This is a genomic window from Pseudomonas sp. JE3303 (assembly GCF_056312565.1).
Map to the genome: position 1 here is coordinate 36,553 of NZ_JBWGIF010000020.1, position 6,392 is coordinate 42,944.

8 protein-coding genes are annotated in these 6,392 nt (G+C 63.5%); 2 read left to right on the forward strand and 6 right to left on the reverse strand.

Annotated features, from left to right (window positions below):
- Nucleotides 1-62 precede the first annotated feature (62 nt).
- Nucleotides 63-254: a PLDc N-terminal domain-containing protein gene (locus AC0ZZU_RS23265; RefSeq protein WP_158458886.1), complete on the reverse strand. Its 192-nt coding sequence runs from the start codon at nt 252-254 to the stop codon at nt 63-65.
- A gap of 126 nt (nt 255-380) precedes the next feature.
- Here AC0ZZU_RS23265 and AC0ZZU_RS23270 point away from each other — a divergent pair, with 126 nt between their 5' ends.
- The gene (locus AC0ZZU_RS23270; protein WP_476343681.1) at nt 381-1,322 is read left to right on the forward strand and encodes a ZIP family metal transporter; all 942 of its coding nucleotides are present in this window, start codon (nt 381-383) and stop codon (nt 1,320-1,322) included.
- An 11-nt stretch (nt 1,323-1,333) separates the two neighbouring features.
- Here AC0ZZU_RS23270 and AC0ZZU_RS23275 read toward each other — a convergent pair whose 3' ends face one another.
- Together AC0ZZU_RS23275 and AC0ZZU_RS23280 are read right to left on the reverse strand one after the other, a co-directional pair.
- The gene (locus AC0ZZU_RS23275; RefSeq protein WP_476343683.1) at nt 1,334-1,864 is read right to left on the reverse strand and encodes a hypothetical protein; all 531 of its coding nucleotides are present in this window, start codon (nt 1,862-1,864) and stop codon (nt 1,334-1,336) included.
- 58 nt (nt 1,865-1,922) lie between these two features.
- Nucleotides 1,923-2,444 (reverse strand): ankyrin repeat domain-containing protein, encoded by a 522-nt coding sequence (locus tag AC0ZZU_RS23280; protein ID WP_476343685.1) that lies wholly within the window; start codon nt 2,442-2,444, stop codon nt 1,923-1,925.
- A 280-nt stretch (nt 2,445-2,724) separates the two neighbouring features.
- On the opposite strand from AC0ZZU_RS23280, the gene AC0ZZU_RS23285 reads away from it, so the two are divergent.
- Nucleotides 2,725-2,997 carry a DUF3509 domain-containing protein gene (locus AC0ZZU_RS23285; protein ID WP_158458882.1) on the forward strand — a complete coding sequence of 91 codons (273 nt, stop codon included), beginning with the start codon at nt 2,725-2,727 and terminating at the stop codon, nt 2,995-2,997.
- 237 nt (nt 2,998-3,234) lie between these two features.
- Here AC0ZZU_RS23285 and AC0ZZU_RS23290 read toward each other — a convergent pair whose 3' ends face one another.
- Genes AC0ZZU_RS23290 through aroC form a run of 3 tightly spaced genes read right to left on the reverse strand, consistent with a single transcriptional unit; the run spans nt 3,235 to nt 6,016 of the window.
- Nucleotides 3,235-3,735 carry a cupin domain-containing protein gene (locus tag AC0ZZU_RS23290; protein ID WP_476343687.1) on the reverse strand — a complete coding sequence of 167 codons (501 nt, stop codon included), beginning with the start codon at nt 3,733-3,735 and terminating at the stop codon, nt 3,235-3,237.
- Entirely contained in the window at nt 3,735-4,886 is a 1,152-nt protein-coding gene (locus AC0ZZU_RS23295) for an MFS transporter (RefSeq protein WP_476343689.1), read from the reverse strand. Before AC0ZZU_RS23295 ends, AC0ZZU_RS23290 begins: the two co-directional genes overlap by 1 nt.
- Nucleotides 4,887-4,924: 38 nt before the next feature.
- Entirely contained in the window at nt 4,925-6,016 is a 1,092-nt protein-coding gene (aroC, locus tag AC0ZZU_RS23300) for a chorismate synthase (RefSeq protein WP_476343691.1), read from the reverse strand.
- Nucleotides 6,017-6,392 lie beyond the last annotated feature (376 nt).

Genomic DNA, 6,392 nt, shown 5'->3' on the forward strand with positions numbered 1-6,392 from the left:
CAGCATTGCGCGGCGCGGATTGTCCGTAACAAGGTGTGAAAATTGTGTCGAGGAAGCCCGAATCAGGGCCGCACCATGCCCCGCGGCCCGGCGATCGCCCAGATGATCAACCCCAGTACCGGGAGCAGCAAGATGAGCAGGATCCACAGGATCTTTGCCCCCATGCTCACGCTGCTCTTGACCACATTGAGAATCGCCCAGATATCCAGAGCAAGGATGATCAGGCCTACCACGCCATTGAATGTGGAACCCATGCCGCCGCCTCCATCGAGTACGTCTGTTGCTCAGCATAGCGCGCTATCGATCCGATAGAGGGAATCCTTGGCAGCCTGGCGCAGTCGATGCTTAAACTGCATCTATCAGATACGAACGAGGTTCGCATGCCCCCAGCCCATGTCCATAGCAGCGTCGCTCCTTCCAGTTTCTGGAGTATGTGGCGCGAGCACGCCCGCAGCACTCCGTGGGTTACCGCGGGCCTGGGCCTGAGCCTGCTGGCGATTGTCGTGCTGCTGATCGCCAGCATGTGGAACGCGTTCAAGGGTGATCACTCGCAGAATCTGCACCTGGCCGTGCTCGGCGGGCTGTCGGGCTTTGGCGCTACAGCCCTGGGCGCCGTGCTGGCGGTAGTGATGCGCGATGTCAGTGCGCGCAGCCAGGATGTGATGCTGGGTTTCGCGGCGGGGATGATGCTTGCCGCCAGTTCGTTCTCGCTCATCTTGCCGGGGCTCGATGCCGCGCGGGAAGTGACGGGCAATGGCCCGGCCGCCGCCCTGACGGTGGTGATCGGGATGGGACTCGGCGTGCTGCTGATGCTGGGCCTCGAGCGCGTGACCCCGCACGAGCATGAGAGCACCGGGCCACTGGGGCCGAATGCGGCGCGGATCAATCGGGTCTGGCTGTTCGTGCTGGCGATTACCCTGCACAACCTGCCCGAGGGCATGGCCATCGGCGTGAGCTTCACCAATGGCGACATGAGCATTGGCCTGCCGCTGACCAGCGCCATCGCCATCCAGGACATTCCCGAAGGCCTCGCGGTCGCCCTGGCCTTGCGCGCCACGGGCCTGTCGAACATGAGGGCGGCACTGGTGGCTATCGGCTCCGGCCTGATGGAGCCCCTGGGCGCAGTGATCGGCCTGGGCATCTCCGCCGGCTTTGCCCTCGCCTACCCGATCAGCATGGGCTTGGCCGCAGGGGCGATGATCTTTGTGGTGTCACACGAGGTGATTCCCGAAACTCACCGCAACGGTCACCAGACCTCCGCCACCATCGGCCTGATGGGTGGCTTCGCGGTCATGATGTTCCTCGACACTGCCCTGGGCTGAACGCGAAGGGGCTAGACGTGCACGGCGACCCGTAGTGCCTCGAGTGAAGGCGCTGCGGCAATCCCGACTTCGGCGCACAGCTCCAGCACCCGTGCCAGGTCGTCCTGGCCGACCATCACCACCTGCAGCTCGTCATCGAGCAACTGGCTGAAGTTGACCAGCACATACCCGCCCGCCTCCTTGTTCAAGGCGCTCATCTGCACCTGGATACGGTTGAGCCCGGTCAGCGGATCGGTCTTGGCCAGTTGCTTGGGGTTGAGGGTGAAGGGAATGCTCTTGTCGAACGAGCCCTTGATCTGCGCGAACAGGTCCTGGTAGCTGTCAGCCTGGAACAGCACGGTGTCCGGCAGGCTGCCGACCACAATCCACTCGCCCAGCGGGATGGGGAAGCTCTCGTCGTAGTTGATATCGGGATTGGCGGCGAGGAAAGCGGCAGGGTCGGCGTAGGCCTGGGCGGCCTCATCTGCAATGCGCTCGATGTCTTCCGGGCGCATGCAGCCGGCGCCGATGAGGCTGATGAGTTCGAGCAAAGGGGTAGTCATGAGGGGGCCCTGCGGCGTTGAAAAGGCGCCAAGGATAGCCGCAAAAGCCCCGGTCGGGTTAGGCCAGCGACTCCAGTTTGTGGGCGGCGTCGGTGGCACCCATGGTCCTGGCCGCATCCAGCGCCGACGCGCCGCGTGCGTCGCGGTGTCCGGCATTGGCACCCTGGGCCAGCAGGTAGTCCAGAATCTCCAGGCGGTTGAACATCGCTGCGAGCATCAACGCCGTGCGCCCGTCACCGGCGGCCGCATCGACCTCGACACCGTTTTCCACCAGCAGGCGGATCATCTCGAGGTCGCCCTTGAACGCCGCGCCGGCGATCGGCAGCTGGTTGTTGTCGTTGGCGATCAACGGATCGGCGCCATGGGCGAGCAACACGCGCACAGCGTCGTGGTGACCGTGGTAGCTGGCGAGCATCAGCAGGGTATCGCCCTTATGGTTGCGCAGGTTGGGCGCGAGGCCGCTGGCCAACAGACGCTCGAGCATCTGCGCATCACCTCGCCGGGCGCGGTCGAAGACTTCCTCGGCGAAGGCAGCAGCTTCATCGTCGGTCATGGTGGCGGGTTGACGTTGGTCGGACATTCGGAACCTCCTGGCAGATGGGTGAGCCCAAGTCTTTGTCAGGCACGTGCTGGGGTCAAAGGTTCAGAATCAATGGGCCTGACAGAGCGTGGCTATCGACATCCGGCATCACCATGCAAAATGCACTGTGCAAAATGCACGACCATGCACAATGCACGGGGCAGCATTCTCAAAGTTAAGGTAAGTTACTGTTTTATAAGGTTTTTTTCAGCTCGCAAAAGCTGGCACGGTCACTGCAAACATCCTTGCATGTCTGCAAACCAACTTGTCAGGAGCTGTCATGGACCTCATTCAGGAAAAATTCTCGTCGGTATTCGCTGCTTACCAAGTTGCTACCCAACCGCGTCCTGACGGCGGCATCCTGCTGTCCCTGCGTGGGGCTGACGGTAAAGTGACCCGCCGTGTGCTGTCCTACTCGCAGATGCACAGCGCCGAACAGCTGTCCTGGGCCATCAGCGCCATCCGCCGCGACCTGGCCGAGCAGGCCAGCGAGCTGCCAACGATTTCGATGTTGCAGAGCCAGCAACGGTTTGCGCTGCCGACGTATCGCTGATTGCCACCTGCAAGGACGGGCTTGTCCAGTACCTGTGGGAGCGGGCTTGTCCCCATCCTGTGGGAGCGGGCTTGTCCCGCGATCGACCGCGAAGCGGTCGCAGAATCTGAGCTCGCGGTAGATCAGATTGATCGCATGCTTGGGTTTTACGACCGCTTCGCGGTCGATCGCGGGACAAGCCCGCTCCCACAGGACAAACCCGCTCCCGCAGAGGTTCGGGCATTGCTTCAGGCTGGCCTAATCATCCAATCCCGCAAACCGCTCCGCAATACCGTCGCCGGTATAACCCATCAACGCCTCGGCACCAAACATCCGTATCGCGACACACCGCGGATGCTCTCCCAGATCCACCCAGCGCCGCGTACCTGAAGGTATGACCACCAGATCGTGCTTTTCGCACACTATCGAATACACATAATCTTCAATGTGCAGGTTCACCTGCCCGCGCCCGGCCACGAACCAGCACAGTTCCTCGACCTCCAGGGCAAACTCTTCCCCCAGCCCCTGATATTCGTCTTCGTGACTGAGCACCGTGTGGTTCACGTACCCCTGCCCAGTCATCAGGCTGTCGACCTGCTCACGATGCGCCGCGACCGCATCCCCCTCGAATACGCTGGCCTGCCGCCGCTCGAAGCGCACGCCGTGCTCGGCCAAGGTGCTGGCAATGTCGTCGTGATGGGTCAGTACCTTGTTCGGCACGTCGGGACTGGAGTGGGGATAAACGCTGAGGATGCTCATCAGGGGTTCCTGGGTTCTTTCATGCGGGAAGCAATGATAACGGCTGCGAGCAGCGCCGCGACGCTGGCCATACCAAAGGTGAAGTTGGGCCCCAGCAGCTTCCAGCTGTAGCCCGAGTACAACGCGCCCAGGGCACCACCGGTGCCCGCAAGCGCCGCGTACAGCGCCTGCCCCTGCCCTTGCTGGCGAGCGCCGAAGCTCGATTGCACGAAGGCAATGGCGGCGGCGTGGAAGCTGCCGAAGGTGGCGGCGTGAAGGATCTGCGCGAACAACAGTACGGCAGGCAGCTCGGCAAAACTGCCAAGCAGTATCCAGCGCAGCGCCGCCAACAGGAAGCTCGCCAGAAGCACGCGGCGGATCGAGACCCGCGCAAACACCCGGCTCATGACCAGGAACACCAGTACTTCGGCGACCACGCCCAGCGCCCACAGCATCCCAATGGTGCCGCGGGCATAGCCCAGTTGTTCCAGGTGCAGGGTCAGGAAGGTGTAGTACGGCCCGTGGCTGAGCTGCATCAGCGCCACGCACGCGTAGAACGCGGCCACGCCGGGCATCGCCAGCTGCTTCAGGAAACCACCCCGGTCGCCCCGCTCGGCCTGCTCAGGCGGGTGCGCGTTGGGCACCCAGAGGCTGGCGACGACAATCCCCGCCATGATCACCACCAGCGCCACCGGGTAGATATCCAGGCTCAGCCATTCGAACAGCCGCCCCAGACCGACCACGGTAAGGATGAAGCCGATCGAGCCCCACAGGCGCACCTGGCTGTAGCGCGAGGTCTGCCCGTGCAGGTGCGCAAGGGTGATGACCTCGAACTGGGGCAGCACCGCGTGCCAGAAGAACGCATGCAAGGCCATCACCAGCGCCAGCCAGGCATAGCTCTTGCCAACGAAGATCAGCGAAAAGGTAGCCAGCGTCGCCAGTGCGCCGACCCGCACGATCAGCAGGCGCTGACCACTGCGGTCGCCGAGCCAGCCCCACAGGTTTGGCGCGACGCAGCGCATGAGCATGGGAATGGCCACCAGCTCGCCAATGCGCGCTGGTGAAAATCCGAGATGGTCGAAGTACAGCGCCAGGAACGGCGCCGTGGCGCCGAGCAGAGCGAAATAGAAAAGGTAGAAGCTGGACAGACGCCAGTAGGGAATCGGCGCCACGGCTCAGAAAGCCGTGGCCGGGATGCCCATGTAGAGTGTCAAAGCTGGCCCAGCACGGGCGTTGCGACCCGCACATCAGCGTTTTGCGCGCGATGGCGCAGCAGGTGGTCCATCAGCACGATGGCCATCATCGCCTCGGCGATCGGCGTGGCGCGAATGCCTACGCACGGATCGTGCCGGCCCTTGGTGATGACGTCGACCGGATTGCCATCGACATCGATCGAACGACCCGGCACGGTGATGCTGGAGGTCGGCTTCAGCGCCAGGTGGGCAACGATGGGCTGGCCGGACGAAATCCCGCCCAGGATGCCGCCGGCGTTGTTGCTGGCGAAGCCCTCGGGGGTCAGCTCGTCGCGGTGCTCGGTGCCGCGCTGGGCGACGCTGGCAAAGCCCGCACCGATCTCGACGCCCTTGACGGCGTTGATACTCATCAGGGCATGGGCCAGTTCGGCGTCCAGGCGATCGAAGATCGGCTCGCCCAGGCCAGGCATCACGCCTTCGGCGACCACGGTGATCTTCGCACCGACCGAATCCTGGTCACGGCGCAGCTGGTCCATGTAGGCCTCCAGCTCCGGCACCTTGCCTGGGTCGGGGCTGAAGAAGGCGTTTTCCTCGACCGAGTCCCACGTCTTGAACGGGATCTCGATCGGGCCCAGCTGGCTCATGTAGCCGCGCACCACGATGCCCTGCGTAGCCAGGAACTTCTTGGCGATGGCGCCAGCGGCCACGCGCATGGCGGTCTCGCGCGCCGAGCTGCGGCCGCCGCCACGGTAGTCCCGGGTGCCGTACTTGTGGTGGTAGGTGTAGTCGGCGTGGGCTGGACGGAAGATGTCCTTGATCGCCGAGTAGTCCTTGGATTTCTGGTCGGTGTTGCGGATCAGCAGGCCGATCGGGCAGCCTGTGGTGCGGCCTTCGAACACCCCGGAGAGAATTTCCACCTCATCCGCTTCCTGGCGCTGTGTGGTGTGCCGGCTGGTGCCGGGCTTGCGCCGGTCGAGGTCGAGCTGCAGGTCGGCCAGCGAGATCTCGAGGCCTGGAGGGCACCCATCGACAATGGCGACCAACGCCGGGCCATGGCTTTCGCCAGCGGTGGTGACAGTGAACAGCTTGCCGTAGGTATTGCCGGACATGCAGGACGCTCCGCGAATCAGCCTGATTTGAAGAAGGTGGGGAGTATACGCGGAGTTGGTAATTGTGGCGCGGTGCGCTTGGGGCCTTGTGGCGCCCTTGAGATCGAGCGCCGTGCGGTTGGGGCCTTGTGGCGCCCGTATGAGGTGTGCGCTTGGGGCCTTGTGGCGTTGCGCAAATCGAGCGCCGCCCGCGCGGCGCATCGCGGGACAAGCCCGCTCCCACATTTGTTGCAACGTACCATGGCCTGTGGGGTTTGGGTTGTTAGCCTTGGTGCATGGCGGAAGACTGTGGAGGGCCGGTGTGCTCACCCCAAGACCTTCGTCGTACAAACAAGGCTAAGACTCCAATCTGTCAGGCCATGGCACGTTGCAACAA